Raw genomic sequence first — 17,133 nt, 5'->3', positions numbered from 1 at the left:
CCCGACCCCGCCGACCCCGAGGGACGACCGATGCCCAACACGATCAAGCGCGGCAACGTGGGGACCACCCCGTTCGGCGACTACATCACCAAGCGCGGGGCGGTCAGCACCGCCCAGGTGTTCTTCCCGAACGCGATGATCGGGCTCACCGCCGCCGGCTGGGCGGACAAGATGGACGACGCCGCCGTCAAGACGTTCGACGGGGTGCTCGCGTCGGCCAGTACCGAGGTGCTCGCCGGCGGGGCCAACGGGGACGTGCTGCTCGACGTGAACCAGCCCCGGTTCATCACCGTGGCGATCGCCGCGGCCGCCCCGGGCGACGTGGGCCGCCGGGTGTACGCGGTGGACGACCAGACGGTCGCGTTCGCCCCCGGCGCGTTCGGCAACTTCGTCGGCCGCGTCGCGGCGGTGCTCAGCGCCACCGCGGTGGTGGTCGAGGCCCACTACTTCCAGGCCGGCGGGGGCGGCAACAGCGCCCTCCTGGTGCTCGCGGGCGACGGCGCGGTGCCGGTCAAGGCCGGGACCGTGCTCCTCACCAAGGGCACCGCCGCCGCCCTCACGCTCGCGGCCCCGGCCGCCGGCGCCGACGACGGCAAGGTGCTCGAGCTGGTGTCCACCACCGCCGCCGCCCACGTCGTCACCTGCGCCGGCGTCGGGTTCAACGCCAAGGGCGCGACCGGGACCGCCACGTTCGGCGCCGCCCGCGGCAACAGCTTCCGCGTCGTCGCGTACCAGGGGAACTGGTACGCGGACGGCGGTCCGAACGGCGTCACCATCGCCTGAGGACCGACGACCCCCCGACCCCCTTCGAGGCCCGCGACCCGTGCCGAACATCAACGACAAGGTGACGATCTTCACCGCCAGCATGCGGTCGGAGTTCCTGCAGGCGTACGAGGCCCTGCGCGCGGGCATCAAGATCACCCCGTGGACGTCGTTCGTCCAGCGGGTGGCCTCGACCGCCCGCATCGAGCAGTACCCGTGGATGAGCCCGCCCCCGCGGCTCAAGCGGTGGCTCGGGAGGCGCAACTACACCCGCCCCGACTGGAGCAAGTACAAGGTCGAGAACCTCGAGTACAGCGCGGAGGAGGCGGTCCTGCTGCGCGACATCGAGGACGACCAGACCGGCGGGTACGGCACCCGCATGCAGATGATGGCGGCCGACGTGGCCGACTTCCCGGGCCGCGAGAGCCTCAAGCTGCTGCGGGACAACGGGCCGTGCTTCGACGGGTCCAACTTCTTCGCTACCAGCCACAACATCGGGTCCGGGAACAACGCCCTGACCAAGGACTGCGCGGCCAACGACGGGTCCACGAACACCGTGGTGGCGCTGCTCAAGACGCCCGGCCTGAAGCCGATCATCTGGCAGGACCGCAAGGACAAGGGGCTCGAGGACAACGGCAACTCGCCGCAGTCCAAGGAGGAGAAGCAGGTCAAGTTCTGGTACGACTTCGAGGGCGCCGCGGCGTTCGGGTTCTGGTGGAGCGCGGTCAAGATGACCGTCACCGACCTGCCCACGGTGAACGAGGTGGAGGAGATCATCAAGGCGGTCGAGCTCGCGTTCCGCGGGTTCAAGCTGGACAAGGCGGACCCGGCCGACGACGAGTGGTGGCCGAACGAGCAGCTCACGTTCAGCGCGGACACCATCACGTACATCGTGAACCCGTCGCTGGAGAACCTGTTCCGCGCGGTGTTCACCTCGGAGACGATCCAGGCCGGCACCGCGGGCGGCACCAAGACCAACGTCTACCGCGGGCACGGGGACCTGCTGGTCAGCAACTACCTCGGCGCCTGAGCCGCCCGACCCGTTCCCGAGGAGCCGCCGTGCCCACCTTCGTCAGCGACGAGCAGCTCCGCGCCCAGGTCACCGCGGCCAACGCCATGCGGGACGCGGCGCTCCCGGACCACTGGGACGCGCTGCTGCCGCGGGCCAACCAGAACGGGTACAACGACGTCCGCCGGATCATGCTCGGCCGCGGCATGTCCGCCGCCGAGTTCGCGCAGTTCGGGGCCGACGCGACCACCGACGGGTTCGACTGGAACCTGCGGTTCGCGATCGCCCACGCCTTCCTCGCGGCTTGCCGCTCGGACCCGGAGGCGGTCGCCGTGTTCCGCCAGGAGCTCGCGGACCTCGCCGCCGAACTCAAGGACGCCGACGTGCTCCTGGGTGACGACGTGTGGGCGCCCGCACCCGGGTCCGCGCGGATCTCGTGCGGCGACTCCGACACGTCGGGCGACCGGTTCCGGCTGGACGACCCGGAGGAGGGGCGGTTCTCCTTCGGGGACGGCACGAGGCTGTAGCGATGGCCGGGCTGGTGCTGAGCTTCGCGGACCTGGCCCGGGCGGCGCGGCAGCCCGCCGCGGGGCCGCTCGCGCTCCCGGCGGCGGCACCGCTCGACGCGCCGACCGGCCGCGAGCTGGTGCAGATCCTGGTGAGCGACGTGAAGCGGCGGTTCAGCACCGGCACGGCCCCCGACGGCACGCCCTGGCGGCCGCTCCGGTACGGGCGGGCGTTCCGGGGCGGCGGCACCGCCCAGCCGCTCCGCGACACCGGGGCGCTGATGGCCAGCTTCACCGGGCGGTTCACCGGCGACGAGGTCGTCGTGGGCACCAACCACCCCGGGGCCGCGCTGCACAACTTCGGCGGGACCGTGGTGCCGCGGCGGGGCAAGTTCCTGGCGATCGCCCTGACCGCGGCGGCGAAGCGCGCGGGCTCCCCGCGGAACCTGCGCGGCACGGCCCGCGAGCCGCTGTTCGCCCGCCGGGTGAACGGCCGGCTGGTCGGGCACTTCCTGCTCGTGCGGAAGGCCGTGGTGCCGCGGCGCGAGTTCCTGGGCGTGAGCGAGCCGGGGGCGACCGCGGCGGCCGCGGCCCTGGCCGAGAGCGCCGCCCGCAGGTGGCTGCAAACGTGAGGTAGCACATGCCCGCCGACCGGCACAAGGACACCGGGCTCGACGCCCCGGGGGACATCGGCATCGCGGTGGTCCCGAGCGACACCACGGACCTGCCCAACGGCCCGTGCCGCGCTTTCGACGTGGGCACCGCGGGCGACGTGCGGGTGATCTTCGCGTCCGACGCGAGCAACGGCGGCACCGGCACGCCCGTGACGCTCAAGAACCGGGCGGCCGGGATGCCGTACCCGTACCGGGTGCGGCGCGTCCTGGCGACCGGCACCACGGGCGGCGACATCACCGCGATCTACTGAGCGGGGGCGGCGGTGAATCTGAGCCTGGGGTTATCGCTGACATCGACCCGACGGCGCAGCGGGCTGGTCAACCCGCTCGCGTTCCTGGGCGCGGCCTGCTACGCGCTGTTGGTCGCGTGGATGCGCGCCAACGGGCTGCTGTGGCAGGACCTGGCCCGCACGATCCCGGCCGTCTCGCACCTGGACCCGGTGCGGGTGGCGGTGTGGCCCTTCGGCCCGCTCGGTGAGGTGGTGTTTACGGCCCCTTCTGACGCCGCGCGCCCGCTGCTGTACTTCGAGGGCGGGTTGTTGTGGTCGCTGAGCTTCGACGGGGTGGACGATTGCCTTGTCGCCAACGCGAATCTTCCCACCCCATCCGGTCAGGCGGTTACCGTTGGGGCGCGTAGCAATCGATCAATCAAATCAGGCGGTACATCGATACTCTACGGCTCAAATGCGGTCGGAGGTGATTTGCGCGGGCACCACGTCCGTAGCCCACCGGGCTCGACCGGTAGCGGGTCGCACATTTACGGCGCGGGTGGATCGCAGTTAGCTACAGCCTATCTCACCGGAGACACAACGGGCGCCAATACGATCGTAGTGGAATACGACAACGCGTTGTCGCAGACTAGAATTTCATTCAACGGCGGGACGCCTGTTGTTGGTAACTGGGTCGGCGCTCCCTTCCCGACTTCCAATCAATTGAATATTGGTGCGGAAGCGGGTTTAAATAATTACCTGGGTAGGACTTCCGGGTTCTCTCTTCTGTCCGGTTCGCTCCTGAGTGCCGGAACCAAATCGGCCCTCGAAGCCTATCTCGGAGGGCTGTAGCGGTGCCAGCCGTTTACGTTATCGCAATCGTCCCCGCTGGCACCCGCGACCTCGCGGAAGCAGCCGTATCGCCCTACCTGACCTCGCCACCGGCCGCAGGTGCCTATTCGTTCGCGGCCCCCCTCGTGCCATTCCCCGGCCCGGCAAGCGCGGCCCCCACCGCCTACGGCTGCTGCGCCCCGTGCGGCCCGGAGACTGTGGCGGCGCTCGGCGGGCTCACGGCCGCGATCCCGGGCAGCGCGGCGCATACGGTCGATCCCGCCGTATACGACCGCGAGGTTCATGTGATCGCGTGGCTCGCGGCCCGTGGGTATCAGCCGCAGGTTCTGGAGCCGGTGCCGGTGTGACGGCCGCTCTCATCGCCTCGCCCCACCGGAAGGACCGATGCCCATCACCGATTACCACGTGCTGATCCGCGACGCCGTCAGAGCGGCGCTCCAGGCCGCCACCGACGCGCTCGCCACCGAACTCGCCGCGCCGCCGCTCCCGTGGCACGCGGTGGACGAGCTCGACGACGCCGCGCGACTGACGCGCCCGTGCGGGGTGGTGTGCTGCGTCGGCCCGGAGCAGGAGCGGCCGGAGTTCGGCACCAACCGCCAGGACGGCCGCGGCTACCCGGTCGCAGTGATGCTGCTGGGCTCGGGCAAGAGCCACGGGGAGAAGCGGACCGGGCCGACGGACCTCACGGGGTTCAGGAGATTGGTGACGACGTCGCTCAACCGCCAGCGGCTCGCCGGCGTCGCCCAGGTCGCGGTGTGCGAGGTGGGCGACAGCGGGCCGATCGTGGACGAGAAGGCGCCGCTGTTCCAGGTACTCGCCACGGCGCTGGTGGTGAACTGCGTGGGCCGGTTCCCGCGCGCGTGAGGTGCGGGCGCCCGCACCGGCCACTTTCATCCGGGCAACCCGCCCCCGCACACTAAGGCCTCACCGGGCCGCGTGTTCCGCTGGGGGTGAGGTGCTGTCATGGCGGAGCAGATCGGGACGTTCGACCGCATGTGGCTGTCGGCCGACGACGCCACGTACACCGCTATCGAGTTTCTCGAAGGCACGACCCTCGGGCTGAACCAAACCCTCACCGACACCAACGGCATCCGCGGCACGCGCCAGCACAGCGCGGGCCGCGTGCGCGAGACCCAGCGGCAGGTGTCCGGCACGATCCAAATGGCGCCCGTCGCCTCGGAGCTGGACCTGCTGCTGCCGTGGATCCTCGGCGGCAACGAGAACGCGGACGCCTTCCCGCTCGCGGAGGCCGTGCCGGCGCGGTTCGTCAAGACCTACCGGGACGGCACCAAGCACCTGTACAACGGGCTCAAGGTCAACCGCGCGGTGTTCAGCGCCGCGGAGGGCGGGCCGCTCGGGCTGGCGCTCGACGTGGTCGGCATCGACGAGGCGGTCGACACCGACCCCACCGAGGCCGACGCGATCGACGACGACGCCGGCCCGTACGTCATGTCCGACTGCGTGCTGACGGTGGGCGGCCAGGCGCACCAGTTCCGCTCCATCTCGATCGAGATCAACAACGCGCTGCAGGTGCGGTTCAACAACTCGGTCACGCCGAGCTCGATCAGCGCCACCGACCTGATGGTCGGGGTGAACCTGAGCCTGCCCTACGGGGACACCGCCGCCCTGTACGGCAGCGCCATTAGCGGCGTGGCGGTGGTGGCGATGTTCACGAACGGGAACCGCAGCATCGCCTTCAACCTCGCCGGCGTCTCGGCCCCGAAGCAGCCGCTGCCGCTCGGGCAGCGGGGGCCGCGCGACCTCACCTGGGCGGGCACGGCCCGCCGCACCACCGGCGGGGCGCCGCCGATCGCCGTCACCAACGACTCCACGGGCTGACCATGCACGACACCGACCCGCTGCTCATTACGGACGGCTACACCGCCGTCCGCACCGTCCCCGCCGTCCCGGGCCTGCACCCGGAACTCACCATCAGCTACCGGCCGGCGCTCGCGAAGGAGCGCCACGTCTTCCGCCAGAAGATGGCCTCCCCGGACGCGGCGGTCCACGAGGCGGCCGAGGCGGACCTGATCCGGCGGCAGCTCGTCTCGATCAACGGGCGCGAGTACCGCGACCCGGACAAGGTCGCCCGGCTGGTGCCCGCGGTGCGGGCGTGGGCGGCGAACCTGATCCTCGGGTACGAGCCGGCGGACGAGGCCAAAGACGCAAAAAACTGATCTTCGCGCTGCGAGTGCTCCTCCTTCACCCGGAGATCGCGGCGCGTTCGTGTGACGACTGCGCGCGGCACCTGTACCACGACCGCGGCCCGGGCCAGTTCGGGCACCGTGTCGAACGGGGCGGCCGGCCCGTGGCGCGGCCGCGGGGCGTCAAGCCCCCGTGCCAGTGGTGCCCGAAGGTGGCGCCCGGCGACGAGCCGGTGCCTGCGAGCGCCCAGGACCTGAGCGAGAAGAACCGCGCCGCGTACCTGCACTTCCTGGAGTGCGACGCGGTCGGGGCGTTCCCGCCGGACCCGATCGTGCGCCGCAACGCCGCCATCATCCGCGGCGCGCGAGCGGCCGCCGAGCGGGCCGAGCGGGCGCGGCACGGGCTCCTGACCCTCGGCTCACTTCTGAAGGGGCTGTGACGTGCTCCCCACCCTGAAGCAGCTCGAACTGCGGCTCCTGCTCACGGCGGACCCGACCGTCGCGCACCGCGCGATGGAGCTCCTCGCCGCCGACGCCAAGAAGGTGGACGAGGCCGCCAAGCAGGCGAAGCGGGCAATGAGCGACATCGGGCCGCGCCAGCCCGGCATCCTCGCGCAGGTCGGCAGCGGCGCCGCGGCCGTCGGCCAGGGCGCGCGTGCCCTCGGGGCCGGGGTGATGGGCGTCGCGGGCGCTGCGGCCGGCTGGCTCGCGACGGGGGCGGCCGTGGCGGCCACCGTCGCCAACATGACCCACGCGTTCGGGCAGCTCGACAACGAGTTGCTCACGAGCCGGGAGCGGGTACTGGGATTCGCGAAGGCGATCCCGGTGGTGGGGGAGGCGCTGGCGGCGTTCCTCTCCAACGCCAAGAACGCGGTCGACCGCCTGGTGGACCCGGACACCGCCCGCCGGCTCGACCGCGACGCAATCGCGCTGCCGGTCGAGCTCGCGCAGCGCGAGGTCGACTTCGGGTACCGGCGCCGCTTCCAGGGCCTGTACGGCGAAAGCCGGGACGCCCGGAACCGTCTCGATGCTATCCGGAAATACCCGCACCTCGACTTTCGCGACCGGATCGCGATGCGGCATCCCGATTCCTTGACGGCCGCCGCGGCGAGCATCGCCATCGGCGGGGTGCAGGAGAACCAGGACCCGCGGATGCGGGCCGCGGACGAGGCGGTCCAGATGGCCCGGCGTGGCGTTGCAGAGGCCTCGGCCGGGGCCACATCGGCATACAGCGACGTCGGATTTGCGCGCCGTGAGGTGGATTCGACGTGGAGGCGGTGGAACTCCGCCCGCGAGCGCACGCTCGCCGAGGAGAAGGAGGCGAAGGACCTGCGGGCGGACGTATACGTGTCCCGGATGCCGTGGTTGCTGAGGACCCCCGCGACCCCGATCTTCGAGCGGATCGCGGGCTACGTGGGGCCCCGCGTGGCCCGGTTCTCGGACACCGGGCCACGCGGGGCCACGGGTACGGACTCCAGCTACCTCGACGCGATGAACCAGGAGCAGCGCGCCGAGCGGCAGGCCCGGCAGGCGCTGCAGATCCTGGAGGAGAAGATCACTGCCAGCAAGGAGAAGCAGCTCACCCTGCTCCAGAAGGAGGCGGAGCTGCGGAAGGCCGTTACAAACTCGATGAAGACGCAGCTCGCCATCTTGGACGAGGAGTACGCCAAGGCCAAGGGCGGCGCCCAGGCGTACGGCGCGCTGAGCAAGTCCGAGCAGTTCGACTTCCTCGACGCGGCGAAGCGGTTCCAGTCCGGCGGGCGCGAGAACGTCACCGCCGACGAGCTGTCGCGGCTCTCGGCGAACCCGATCACGTCCGGGTTGGTGCAGGACAAGCTGACGCGTGACGTGAAGGACGACCCTCAGCTGAAGGAACTCTTCCAGCTCGCGGGCCTGCGCGACCTGGACACGCTGAGCGGCCTCCAGCAGGAGCTCAAGGCCAAGGTGGACGTCCGGGTGCAGATCGACGAGCAGCAGTTCGCGGCGGTCATGGCGGAGAAGCTCAAGCAGATGAACCTGAAGGAGCTGATCGGTGAGGCGCTGATCAAGCAGCTCCAAATCGACCTCCGCCGCCCGCAACTCGACTCCGAGCGCGGGCGTATTGAGCGGGCAAACTAAGGTTCCGTACGGGCTTGTTGTGGCACAAAAAGCATCGCCTCTTGGCCTGCAAAACGCAGAAGCCGGTCCTTCGCGCCGGGGGAGAGTTCCTCGACGCGCCTCGGATGGGTCACAAAAAAATCGACTGCCTCAACATGGAGCAGCGAATCGGCCGCGCCCCAGTCAATCATGAACTGGATAAGCTGGAACTTATTTGGCCGCTCTGGCGCATTTCGGTCACATACGGCGCGGACAACACGCACAAAATCCTGGCTATTCGCGGCACGCGACATCACACGCGCCGTGTGCCAGCGCGCCAGACGATTCGCGGCAAACCAGTGAACATCGTCATCACTCCCATCTTTTTTATTAGCCTCGACAGCTGCCATCTTGGCATGCGCGAGTTCACGATCCTTAAGGTCGAGCAACCGTAATAGCTCAGCCTCTTTATCACCGTCTGCTGTGGCAGCGATTATTTCTCGCTTCGCAGCGCTAAAGGCGGACTCAAAATCATCAACCACAGCCGCCGGAGTGGCTGGTGCTGACGAAGCCTCATCAGTCGCTGGGCGGCCACAACAAGTTAGCAATGGGACGGAGACTACAAACACGAGCCAGCGCATGCGACACCCTAGTGCGGGCGCACGCACCGGCGGCGGCGGCCCGCGCGCCGTCCCGCCCCTCACTCACACACCGGGGTATTGGACCCGATCGGCGGGATCGCGCCAATAGCTTCCCGGGACCGGACTTAGCGCGCCGCCCCCTTTCATCCGGGCAACCCCCTCCCGCACACTGAACCCGGGGCCAACCGGGGGTTCGCGCCGTGATCGTCCGCTACGGGAGCTACCAGCACGACGACGGCGAGTGCGCGGTCGCGGTCGACCAGCAGGCGCTGGAGAACGACGCCGGCCAGTACTACGCCCGCCGGGTCACCTGGACCATCTCCGGGCAGCTCCAGGCGGACACCGCCGCCGCGCTCGCGGTGAAGATGGTGCAGCTCGAGCGCGCGTACGCGGTCTGGTACCGCGACCTGGTGCTGGCGGACGGGCCGACGGTGGTGTGGCAGCTCCCGAACGCGGGCAGTACGACCGGGGTGAAGATCGTCAAGCCGCCGAGCTACCCGAGCGGCGCGGGCGCCCAGCTCACCACGTTCGTCGATTACTCCATCGTCGCCACCGCCGACTACCCGGCCGGCGGCGGCGAGAACCTGCTCCGGTCGTTCACGGAAACGCTCGCGTTCAGCGGCGGCGGCCCGCGGCGCACGGTGGTCGAGTGCGCGAACGCGCCCCCGCAGGAGCAGGTGCTGGCGCTGTACACGGCGTTCCGCGCCACCCAGATCGGGCAGGCGGTGGGGCTGACCGGGTACCCGACGCCCCCGGCCCCGCTGTGGCCCGGCAAGCTCGAGGTGGACGGCGAGCCGACGCTCGGCTCGCCCCGGCTCCGCAACGGGGTGTACGTCGACTGGCCCGTGAGCTGGGCGTACCGGTTCGTGTCCGCGACCCCGCTGGCGGGCGTCCCGAACCGCTGGCCCGCGGGGTGAGGAGCAGCAATGGCCGCGCGCAACTGGGCCGGGGCGGCGCCCCGGGTGGCGAAGGTGGTGACGTTCGCGTTCGGCGGCACGTGGGAGGCCGACGACCTCGTGCGCGCGAGCTTCGCGAACGGCAAGCGCGCCGATTTCGCCGTCGGCTCCGTCACCACCGCCACCGCGGTGGCCAACGTCGCCACCGCCTGGAACAACCTCGACAGCGGGAACTACCCCGAGTTCGCCGAAATTACGGCCAGCGCGAACGGCACCACGCTCACCCTGACCCACGACACCGCCGGCAAGGACTTCGAGGTCACGCTCGCCCCGCTCGAGGCCGGCGGCACCGCGGCCGACGCCCAGACGATCCAGGGCGGCACCGCGGCCACCACCGGCGCCGTCGCGACCGCCGCGAGCGGCCCCAATTTCTGGAGCGTCGCGGCCAACTGGGAGGAGAACGCGGTCCCGGCGACCGGCGACGACGTGACCATCGCCAAGGGGCCGTCGATCCTGTACGGCCTCGACCAGGGCGCGGTCACGCTCGCGTCCCTCAAGATCCTGCCGGGCTACCCGAGCTCGTCCTCCATCGGGCTTCCGGACCACACGAACGCGAGCAGCCCGGAGACCGGCTACCCCGAGTACCGGGCGCGGCGGCTGCGGATCGGCGCGACCGTTGCGGACGTCGAGAGCGCGAGCCGCCGGGTCCGCCTCGACCTGTCACCGGCATCGACCACGGTCACGGTGCGCGACACCGGGCAGCCGGAGCAGGCGAGCGGGGACGCCCTCGACCTGAAGCTCGCGGCCACGGCCGCGGTGTACGTGTTCAAGGGGTACGTCGGGGTGAACCGGCTGCCCGGCGACGCCGGCACCGTCGCGGACCTGAACGTGAGCTACCGCACCAGCGTGTCCTCGGACGCCGTCGTCCGGTGCGGCCCGAACCTGACCCTCACCAACCTCGACCAGTCCGGCGGCACCGTCGAGGTCCTCAACGGCGCCGCCACGGTCGTGAAGACCGACGGCACGCTCACGCTACAAGGGCCGGTGAGCGGGTCCCTGAAGAACCGCGGCGGGGTGCTGTACCTCGACGGGACCGGCACCGTCGCGCTGCTGGAGAACGGCGGCGAGGCGTACCGGCGCGGGCTCGCCGCCCTGACCATCACGACCCTGCGGCTGTTCGCCGGGAGCCGCGGCGGCGCGGGGGACGCGCCGGTGGCGTACACGAACCCCGTCGAGTGGTACGAGTGCCGGCCGCCCGCGGGGCCGGACGACCGCGGCGCCGACGTGGCGTGGTGGGGGTTCGGGCGGCACAAGAAGTACACGGCGGCGGGGATGTGACATGGGCGTGCGGCTGGGGCAGGCGTGGTGGCCGGGCGCCGTCGGGTGCGTGTCGTGCACGTACACCGTGAGCCACGACGTCGGCCCCGGGATCGCCGCCCTGGAGATCCCCGAGCAGGACCTGCGCACCGTCCGCAGCTTCGGCACCCTGGTCATCACGGACGGCGTCGGCACCGTGAAGCTGGACCGGTGCCGGGTCACCGACGTCAGCTTCGGCGCCTCGCCCGCCGGCGGCCGCACCGTCGTCCTCCACATCGCCGACCGCCGCTGGATGTGGCGGTACGGCGCGATCTCGGGGAACTGGAACCAGCTCGCGAGCAAGGAGGACCTCACGAACCTGCCGCCGGGCGAGTACATCGCCGCCGGCGGGCCGTACGCCCCGGGCACGTACCGGCCCGCGCACCTGCTGATGGCCGACTGCCTCGCGGCCATGAACGAGCTCACCGCGCCGCTCATCGACCCGCCGCCGGCGGTGCCGGTGCCGGTCGAGTGGGACGACGAGGTGCCGGCGTCCGCGCTGGCCGCGCTGGCCGCCGAGGTCGGGTACCGGGTCGTGTACCAGCCGGTCGCCAACCGCGTGCTGCTGGCCCCCGCCGGCGCCGGGAAGCCGCTGCCCGACAACCTCCCCTTCGTCAGCAACAGCACGACGCTGGACCTGCCCGAGCGGCCCAACACGATCGTCCTCGCCGGCGGCCCCACCGTCTACCACGACTGGCTCGCGCTCGAGCCGGTGGGGCTGGAGAAGTCGGGCGAGGTCCGGCACATCGACGACCTGAGCTACCGCCCGCCGCGGGGGTGGAGCCAGTGCAACGCCCAGACCATGTTCGAGGCGTCGGCCACGAACCAGCTGACCGCCGAGGAGGCCCGCGAGTTGGCCCGGCGGCACGTGTGGCGGACGTTCCGGGTGAAGATGGCCGACGTCGTCAACTCGGCGGTCGACGGCCCCAACGTGGGCGGGTACGGGCGGGTCCGCGACCGCGACCAGCTCGTCCTCGGGCCGGTCATCTACTACCGGCAGAAGGACCTGCTGGGGCAGCCGATGACCGAGCCCGCGGAGGCGTGCGGGAAGGTGTACATCGCCCCGGCGGACGGGGTGACACGGAGCGAGTTGCCGCGGGCCTTTGACCACACCGACCGCTCCCAGGTGCTGCCGTGGCGCCCCACCATCGACGGCGCCCGCGGGCTGGTGACGTTCGGCCGCCAGATGTACGAATACGCGGGGGGCCGGAAGCTCGCGCCGGACCTGTTCCTGTTCACCGGGTTCACGATCCGCTCGGTCGTCGGGCGCGTCCCGGAGCGGTGGATGTACGGCGGCACGCTCGCCGGCCTGGTCGAACTCGGGTGCCCGCCGGAGGTGCTGCGGCATCCCGAGCTGGTGCGCATCGTCCGCACCAACCGGCAGATCAAGGACATGTCCCCGAAGGGCACCGGGGACAACCTGGACGATCTGATCCCGGCCGCCACCTACTACCTGAACGCGGCGAACGCGCGGTACGCGCCGGCCGGCGCCGCGGACCGCACGTACGCCGGGATCGTGCCCCTCGACCCGGACGGGGCGATCCAGCAGGTCACGTGGTCGGTGGGCGGTGGGCAGCCGGCCACTACGCGCGTGAGCCGCAACAGCGAGCACGCCCAGTACCTCCCCGCGTTCCCGGAGCGGCGCCGGCAGGAGGACCTGCGGCGGTTCCTGGGCAAGTCCCTGTACGACCGCCGCGCCCGGCAGGCCCCGCCCCCGGCCCGGCGGCTCCGGGACCCCGGCCCGCTCCCGCCCCCGTTCGGACTCGCGTGATGTTCCACCCGCTCCCGTTCGACGGCCCGGACCGCGGGCTGAACTGGCTCGCGGTGGCCCTCGCCGCCGGCGCGGACGCGCCCGCGCACGCGCTGGTGCGGCCCGTCGGGGGCGGCAAGACCGGGCCGTACGCGGTCGCGCAGCCGGACGCCGACGGCGGGTACGTGTGGGTGCTGTCGGGCGAGGCGACGCCCGCCGGGGCGGTCGGCGCGGCCGCGCCCGACGGCCCGGTGTGGGCGCTGTACGACGCCGCCGACGGCACCCCCGCGGCGGGCGAGACCTGGGGTGCGGGCGCCGGCACCTGGAAGCTGCGGAAGGGGCAGCCGGGGTGGCGCGTGGTCGGCGAGGCCGACGCGGACCTCGGGATCGTGCCCGTGGTGCGGGCGGTCGGCGAGACCACGACCACAACGACCGCCGCGCCCACCACGACCGCCGGCCCGTGCGCCGGCGCGTGCCAGTGGACCTACTCCGCCGCCGCAAAGGCCTGGACCCGCACCGCCTCCACCTGCGCCGCCGGCTGCGCCTGCCTGGCCCCGACGTGGTGCCCCGCCGCCGACGCCTGCGCCACCACCGCGTGCGGCCGCCTCGCCGAAGACGCCAAGGCGCCGAACTGCACCGGCGCGACCACGACGGGCGGCCCGTGCCCGGCCCCGGCGGACTGCGCCGACGGGTGCGACTGGTTCTGTCACCCGGTCCGCGGGTGGGTGCAGACGCGCAACGGGTGCGCCGGCTACTGCGGCTGTCAGCCGCCGGCCGGGGCGTGCTCGTCCTGTGCGCCGGCACACACCCCGTGCGTGGTGCCGCCGTCGTTCTGCAACGGTGGGTGCCGCTGGGTGTGGGTGTCGGGGGTGGCGGGCGAGAGCGACCGCTGGGAGAAGATCGGCGACACTTGCGCCGGCTCGCGCGTGCCCAACTGCTCCTGCGACGCGCCGGCCGCCCCCGGGAACTCTTGTGGTCACGAGGCCGCCACCCGCTGCTACGTCCACGGCGCCGCCGACCCGTGCGCGGCGGTGACCACCGCGTCCCCGGCCGGGTGCGGCGACTGCATCTGGGGCTCGGACAGCGGCACCGCTTGGGACAAGGTGGTGCGGCCGTGCGAGAACGCGGGCGGGTGCTCGTGCCAGGTGCCGCCCGGCGCCCCGTCCGGCACCTGCGCCCAGGCGGCCGGGGCGTGCGTGCCGCTGCCCGTCACCACCACGGCCGCGCCGACCACCACCGCCGGGCCGCCCACCACGACGACCACCACCACCACCGCGCAACCGTTCTCCTGCTGGCAGTGCCGGTATCAGGGATTCGTTCGGTTCGTCTGCACGAACGAACCGGGCCACCCGTGCGAGAATTACGAGACCCCGACCCTGCGGTCGCAGTTCCCGTCCGAGGTCGCGTGCACCAACGGTTGCGGCCCCGGCGGCGGCACGACCGCGGCGCCGACCACGACCACCAGCACCACCACACCCGCGCCGACCACCACCAGCGGCGGCCCGGCGGTGGACTACTACTGCTGCCAGTGCCCCGGGGGCGTGGCGCGGTGCTCCTTCGATCCGATTAACCAGTGCGCGGGCTGCACGGTCACGGGGCCGATGTCCCTGGCGTCGTGCAACGGCACCTGCGCGGGCGCGGGCACGACCACCACACCGCCGCCACCGCCGCCGCCCGTAACCACCGGGCTCAGCACCAGCAGCCCGTTTTGACCGGCCCCAGCTTCACGAGACGAGCGACATGAGCAGCCCGCTGACGATCGGCATGGCGACCCGGGGCGAGCCGGACCACGTGTGGTTCGTGCTCTCGGCTTTGCACGCGAACCACCCGAAGGTCGAGTACCTGGTGGTGGACAACACCCCAGCGCGGGACCCGCGGGTGGAGGCGATCACCCGGGCCGTGGGCGGCCGGTACCTGCACCGCCCGGACCTCACCGGTACGTCCAAGCCCCGGGACGCCGTGTTCCGGTTCGCTCGCACCCCGTGGGCCCTGTGCATCGACAGCCACGTGATTCTGGAAACGGGCGCGGTGCAGGCGGCCCTCGACTTCGCCTCACGTTATCCGGACTCGCGGGACATCGTGTCCGGGCCGCTGGTGTACGACGACGGCCGGGGGCTGAGCACACACTGGAAGCCGAACCCGGGCGGCGGGCTGTGGGGCACCTGGGACACGGACCCGCGCGGCGCGGCCCCCGCCGGCGAGCCGTTCGAGATCCCCATGATGGGCCTCGGGCTGTGGCTCATGCGCACCGCGGCGTGGCCCGGGTTCCACCCGCTGTTCAACGGGTTCGGGGGCGAGGAGGGGTACGTTCACGAGGTGGTGCGGCGCCGCGGGGGCCGGGCGCTGTGCGTGCCCGGGCTGCGGTGGCGGCACAAGTTCCGGGACGTGTCCGGCTGGCACAACAACCCGCCGCCCCCGTACCCGCTCCGCACCGAGGACCACGTGTGGAACCTGCTGGTCGGTCACCGCGAACTCGGCATTGAGGCGGACCAGCAGATCCGCGAGCACTTCGGGAAGAACCTGGGGGCGGACACCTGGGACAGACTCGTCAAGACCGCGGCGCACGTTCAGCCCCTTGACGGCCCCCGTCCGGGTCCAACGCGGCAGCGGATACTGGCCCTGTGGTACAGCGATAACAGCGCCCCGGACCCCCTCCTCATGCGCTCGCTTCAGTCCGTGATTGACGCCCGGGAGCAGACCATCCGGCACGACGTGACCGTCAGCGCGTGCGCCTGGGAGATCGGCGGGAACCTGGGCATTCTCCCGAGCGTGAACACCCCCGGGATCATGCTCCGGAGCTTCATCGGGGCGCGGAAGCGGGGCTATAACACGATCCTGGCCCAGATCCGGCAGGCGGTGGCCCATGCCACCGCTTCGGGCGAGGAGTACGACGCGGTCGCGTTCTGCGAGCACGACGTGCTGTACCCCCCGGGGTACTTCGACCGGCTCGGGGACGCCCTCGCCGCGCACCCGTCGGCCCCGGTGGTGTCGCACCGCGATTACATCGGCCTCAGCGGCACCGGCTGGCAGCGGGTGCGTGAGCGACACGAGCCCCTGCACCAGCTCTGCCTCCGCTGGGACACGATCCAGAGCAACCTCGCGCGAGCCGAACGTGAGGCGGCGAGCGGCGCGGCGGTGGTGCTTGAGCCGGACCATGAGGCCGATCGGTCCGCCTGGGCGCGGCTGGAGCCCGCCGACCCCGCGGGCATGAGTGGCACTCCGAGTGTTCACGTCAATCACAATGCCGGCCGGTTCACGGCGCACGGGGACGTGTGCTACGAGCCGCGCGGCGCGTCCCTGTGGCACCCGCACTGGGGCGAGGCGCGGCACTGGTGGCCCGGCCCGATGGTCACCGTGTCGAACGTGGACGTGACGCAGTTCAAACCGCAGAAGCCGGCCGGGTGCTCGGCGTGCGAGGCGAACGCGCACCCGACGCCCGCCGCGTGGGCCGAGGCGTCGGCCGCGAAGCCGTCCGACTTCCACGAGCACGTCGGCACGCTGCGCGCGCTGGCGGCCGGCTGCACGAGCGCCGCGGAACTCTCGCTGTGGATGAAGCCGGCGGACGCGGCGATCGTTGCCGGCCTCCCGGCCGACGGCACGTTCGTGAGCGTGTGCCCACGCGCGAAGCCGCAGTGGGAGCGCATGAAGGGCTGGCTGGGGGCGCGGTTCGAGGGCCGCACGGCCGACCCGGCGACCGCGGACCTGCCCCCGGTGGACCTGCTGTTCATCGACACCGAGCACACCGCCGACGCGCTCATGCCCCTGCTGGAGCGGCACCACGAGCGGGTGGCGAAGTACATCGCGGTCCACTGCACCGAGACGTTTGGGGAGAGCGGCGACCGGCCCGACGCCCCGGGCGTGCTGCACGCGCTGCGGGCGTTCTGTCACCGCCACCCGGGCTGGGTGGTGACGCGCCGCGACCGGAACAACCACGGGCTGATGGTTCTGTCGCGGTGCCCGGAGGACGTGAAACAGAAGCCGGCGCTGTGGCGCCAGGCGATGAACTACACGGCGGCGATGGCGCGGCACGTGGCGGGCGGGCGCCGAACGGTGCCGCTGGACGTACTGGAGGCGCGGCAGGCGGAGTGCGCCCTGTGCGAGGAGCGGGCGCTGGACGCGTGCGCCGCGTGCGGGTGCCCGCTGGAGGCGAAGCTCCCGCTCGCAACCGAGTCGTGCGGGCTGGTCAAGAAGGGGCAGGAGCCGAAGTGGGGGACGTGGTCCGCGGGCGCGGCCGCGTAAACGCAAAAAGCCCCCGACG

Annotated in this window: 18 protein-coding genes; 17 read left to right on the top strand and 1 reads right to left on the bottom strand. The window is 71.9% G+C overall.

Going from position 1 to position 17,133, the window contains the following annotated elements:
- Positions 1-30 precede the first annotated feature (30 nt).
- The 12 genes from GobsT_RS31235 to GobsT_RS31180 all read left to right on the top strand — a co-directional run bounded on the left by GobsT_RS31235 (position 31) and on the right by GobsT_RS31180 (position 8,274).
- The gene (locus GobsT_RS31235; RefSeq protein WP_010042877.1) at positions 31-783 is read left to right on the top strand and encodes a hypothetical protein; all 753 of its coding nucleotides are present in this window, start codon (positions 31-33) and stop codon (positions 781-783) included.
- Positions 784-823: 40 nt separating this feature from the next.
- Positions 824-1,792, top strand: coding sequence for a Mu-like prophage major head subunit gpT family protein (locus GobsT_RS31230; protein ID WP_010042879.1), 969 nt, complete (start codon positions 824-826; stop codon positions 1,790-1,792).
- A gap of 29 nt (positions 1,793-1,821) precedes the next feature.
- On the top strand, positions 1,822-2,298 hold the full coding sequence (locus GobsT_RS38345) for a hypothetical protein (protein ID WP_010042881.1): 477 nt from the start codon (positions 1,822-1,824) through the stop codon (positions 2,296-2,298).
- 2 nt (positions 2,299-2,300) lie between these two features.
- A complete protein-coding gene (locus tag GobsT_RS31220) occupies positions 2,301-2,909 on the top strand; it encodes a phage virion morphogenesis family protein (RefSeq protein WP_010042884.1) in 609 nt (202 codons plus the stop codon).
- An 8-nt stretch (positions 2,910-2,917) separates the two neighbouring features.
- Complete coding sequence (locus GobsT_RS31215) at positions 2,918-3,202, top strand: spike base protein, RCAP_Rcc01079 family (protein ID WP_010042887.1); 285 nt, start codon at positions 2,918-2,920, stop codon at positions 3,200-3,202.
- A gap of 12 nt (positions 3,203-3,214) precedes the next feature.
- On the top strand, positions 3,215-4,012 hold the full coding sequence (locus GobsT_RS31210; protein ID WP_109570748.1) for a hypothetical protein: 798 nt from the start codon (positions 3,215-3,217) through the stop codon (positions 4,010-4,012).
- A 2-nt stretch (positions 4,013-4,014) separates the two neighbouring features.
- Positions 4,015-4,359 (top strand): hypothetical protein, encoded by a 345-nt coding sequence (locus GobsT_RS31205; RefSeq protein WP_148087937.1) that lies wholly within the window; start codon positions 4,015-4,017, stop codon positions 4,357-4,359.
- A 37-nt stretch (positions 4,360-4,396) separates the two neighbouring features.
- Positions 4,397-4,876 carry a hypothetical protein gene (locus GobsT_RS31200; protein ID WP_010042894.1) on the top strand — a complete coding sequence of 160 codons (480 nt, stop codon included), beginning with the start codon at positions 4,397-4,399 and terminating at the stop codon, positions 4,874-4,876.
- Between the two features lie 99 nt (positions 4,877-4,975).
- Entirely contained in the window at positions 4,976-5,851 is an 876-nt protein-coding gene (locus GobsT_RS31195) for a phage tail tube protein (protein ID WP_010042896.1), read from the top strand.
- 2 nt (positions 5,852-5,853) lie between these two features.
- Positions 5,854-6,189, top strand: coding sequence for a hypothetical protein (locus tag GobsT_RS31190; protein ID WP_010042898.1), 336 nt, complete (start codon positions 5,854-5,856; stop codon positions 6,187-6,189).
- A 14-nt stretch (positions 6,190-6,203) separates the two neighbouring features.
- Positions 6,204-6,596 (top strand): hypothetical protein, encoded by a 393-nt coding sequence (locus tag GobsT_RS31185; RefSeq protein ID WP_010042900.1) that lies wholly within the window; start codon positions 6,204-6,206, stop codon positions 6,594-6,596.
- A 1-nt stretch (position 6,597) separates the two neighbouring features.
- On the top strand, positions 6,598-8,274 hold the full coding sequence (locus tag GobsT_RS31180) for a hypothetical protein (protein ID WP_109570749.1): 1,677 nt from the start codon (positions 6,598-6,600) through the stop codon (positions 8,272-8,274).
- Here the strand turns inward: GobsT_RS31180 and GobsT_RS31175 are convergent.
- Positions 8,271-8,873, bottom strand: coding sequence for a hypothetical protein (locus GobsT_RS31175; protein WP_148087936.1), 603 nt, complete (start codon positions 8,871-8,873; stop codon positions 8,271-8,273). The genes GobsT_RS31180 and GobsT_RS31175 overlap by 4 nt on opposite strands.
- A 200-nt stretch (positions 8,874-9,073) precedes the next feature.
- Between GobsT_RS31175 and GobsT_RS31170 the strand changes: the two genes are divergently transcribed.
- Genes GobsT_RS31170 through GobsT_RS31150 form a run of 5 tightly spaced genes read left to right on the top strand, consistent with a single transcriptional unit; the run spans position 9,074 to position 17,114 of the window.
- Positions 9,074-9,790, top strand: a complete 717-nt coding sequence (locus GobsT_RS31170) for a hypothetical protein (RefSeq protein ID WP_010038984.1) — start codon at positions 9,074-9,076, stop codon at positions 9,788-9,790.
- A gap of 9 nt (positions 9,791-9,799) precedes the next feature.
- Complete coding sequence (locus tag GobsT_RS31165; protein ID WP_010038987.1) at positions 9,800-11,107, top strand: hypothetical protein; 1,308 nt, start codon at positions 9,800-9,802, stop codon at positions 11,105-11,107.
- A gap of 1 nt (position 11,108) precedes the next feature.
- Positions 11,109-12,896 carry a hypothetical protein gene (locus tag GobsT_RS31160; RefSeq protein WP_010038989.1) on the top strand — a complete coding sequence of 596 codons (1,788 nt, stop codon included), beginning with the start codon at positions 11,109-11,111 and terminating at the stop codon, positions 12,894-12,896.
- Positions 12,896-14,587 carry a hypothetical protein gene (locus tag GobsT_RS38340; RefSeq protein WP_162542120.1) on the top strand — a complete coding sequence of 564 codons (1,692 nt, stop codon included), beginning with the start codon at positions 12,896-12,898 and terminating at the stop codon, positions 14,585-14,587. The genes GobsT_RS31160 and GobsT_RS38340 overlap by 1 nt, the downstream gene beginning before the upstream one ends.
- A gap of 28 nt (positions 14,588-14,615) precedes the next feature.
- A complete protein-coding gene (locus GobsT_RS31150) occupies positions 14,616-17,114 on the top strand; it encodes a glycosyltransferase (protein ID WP_010038993.1) in 2,499 nt (832 codons plus the stop codon).
- Positions 17,115-17,133 lie beyond the last annotated feature (19 nt).

It is taken from the genome of Gemmata obscuriglobus (genome assembly GCF_008065095.1).
Lineage (GTDB): Bacteria > Planctomycetota > Planctomycetia > Gemmatales > Gemmataceae > Gemmata > Gemmata obscuriglobus.
This window is presented reverse-complemented; position numbering and strand designations above follow the sequence as displayed.

Bases quoted from the DNA above. Each gene is read 5' to 3' on its own strand.
- GobsT_RS31235 (WP_010042877.1), top strand. From the start codon at position 31: ATGCCCAACACGATCAAGCGCGGCAACGTGGGGACCACCCCGTTCGGC.
- GobsT_RS31220 (WP_010042884.1), top strand. From the start codon at position 2,301: ATGGCCGGGCTGGTGCTGAGCTTCGCGGACCTGGCCCGGGCGGCGCGG.
- GobsT_RS31215 (WP_010042887.1), top strand. From the start codon at position 2,918: ATGCCCGCCGACCGGCACAAGGACACCGGGCTCGACGCCCCGGGGGAC.
- GobsT_RS31200 (WP_010042894.1), top strand. From the start codon at position 4,397: ATGCCCATCACCGATTACCACGTGCTGATCCGCGACGCCGTCAGAGCG.
- GobsT_RS31195 (WP_010042896.1), top strand. From the start codon at position 4,976: ATGGCGGAGCAGATCGGGACGTTCGACCGCATGTGGCTGTCGGCCGAC.
- GobsT_RS31190 (WP_010042898.1), top strand. From the start codon at position 5,854: ATGCACGACACCGACCCGCTGCTCATTACGGACGGCTACACCGCCGTC.
- GobsT_RS31175 (WP_148087936.1), bottom strand. From the start codon at position 8,873: ATGCGCTGGCTCGTGTTTGTAGTCTCCGTCCCATTGCTAACTTGTTGT.
- GobsT_RS31165 (WP_010038987.1), top strand. From the start codon at position 9,800: ATGGCCGCGCGCAACTGGGCCGGGGCGGCGCCCCGGGTGGCGAAGGTG.
- GobsT_RS31160 (WP_010038989.1), top strand. From the start codon at position 11,109: ATGGGCGTGCGGCTGGGGCAGGCGTGGTGGCCGGGCGCCGTCGGGTGC.
- GobsT_RS38340 (WP_162542120.1), top strand. From the start codon at position 12,896: ATGTTCCACCCGCTCCCGTTCGACGGCCCGGACCGCGGGCTGAACTGG.
- GobsT_RS31150 (WP_010038993.1), top strand. From the start codon at position 14,616: ATGAGCAGCCCGCTGACGATCGGCATGGCGACCCGGGGCGAGCCGGAC.